2 protein-coding genes are annotated in these 1,189 nt (G+C 59.7%); both read left to right on the plus strand.

The annotated features are described in order from the left end of the window. On the plus strand, positions 1-712 hold a 712-nt coding region (locus EOA86_RS35435), incomplete at its 5' end, for a glutamine synthetase family protein (protein WP_164892360.1). Between the two features lie 45 nt (positions 713-757). Beyond that, complete coding sequence (locus tag EOA86_RS35440) at positions 758-1,123, plus strand: four helix bundle protein (RefSeq protein ID WP_128166109.1); 366 nt, start codon at positions 758-760, stop codon at positions 1,121-1,123. Positions 1,124-1,189: the final 66 nt, after the last annotated feature.

Below are 1,189 nucleotides of genomic sequence, written 5' to 3' on the forward strand. Positions count from 1 at the left end.
GCGCCATGGCGATCCGATCGAACTCGCCGACCAAGTGTTCATGTTCAAGCGCACCATCCGCGAGGCGGCGCTGAAGCATGAGATCTACGCCACCTTCATGGCCAAGCCGATCCAGGGGCAGCCCGGGTCGGCCATGCATATCCACCAGTCGATCATCGACAAGAAGACCGGCAGGAACGTCTTTTCGGCCGAGGACGGCTCGGAAACCGAAGCCTTCTTCCATTTCCTCGGCGGCATGCAGAAACATGTGCCGAACGCGCTGGTGATGTTCGCGCCCTATGTCAATTCCTACCGCCGGCTGACGCAGTCGGCTTCGGCACCGGTCAACAACAAATGGGGCTACGACAACCGCACCACCGCCTTCCGCGTCCCGCGATCCGACCCGGCAGCCAGGCGCGTCGAGAACCGCATCCCTTCGTCCGACGCCAATCCCTATCTGGCGCTGGCTGCATCGCTCGCCTGCGGGCTGATCGGCATGACCAACAAGATCAAGGCCGAACCGCCGGTTCTCACCACCGCCAACGAGGCAGAGATCGACCTGCCGCGGAGCCTGCTCGAGGCTGTCGACCTGTTCGAAGCCGACGAGGAACTCTGCGCGCTGCTCGGCAAGTCGTTTGCCGCGACCTATGCGGCGATCAAGCGGGCGGAATTCGAGACCTTCATGGAAGTGATCAGTCCGTGGGAGCGGGAGTATTTGTTGTTGAATGTCTAGGGGAGTAGGGCAGTACGGCAGTAGGGCAGTAGGGAGCGGCACGTAATGGCGAAAATCGAGTCCTACAGGGATCTGATCGTCTGGCAGCAGGCAATGGACCTGGCAGTATCAATCTATGAAGTGACACGAGCTTGGCCGAAAGACGAGATCTATGGAATGACAGGTCAGGTGCGTCGGGCAGCTACCTCAGTGCCTGCCAACATCGCTGAGGGTTACGGCCGAGAGAGCCGAGCTTCCTATCAGCAATTTCTCAGGATCGCCCAAGGATCACTCAAGGAACTGGAGACGCATCTTATGATTGCGCACCGTGTCGGAATCGCCTCGCACGAGGCGGTCGAACCTTTGATGAACCGCAGCGAAAGCGTCGGGACGCTATTGCGCCTTCTGATCCGCAAATTGTCACCTGAATAGCCCCTACTGCCCTACTGCCCTACTGCCCTACTGCCCTACTGCCTTACTCCCCTGTCCCTGTCAATC

The sequence above is a fragment of the Mesorhizobium sp. M5C.F.Ca.IN.020.32.2.1 genome (assembly GCF_004023105.1).
GTDB lineage: Bacteria > Pseudomonadota > Alphaproteobacteria > Rhizobiales > Rhizobiaceae > Mesorhizobium > Mesorhizobium wenxiniae.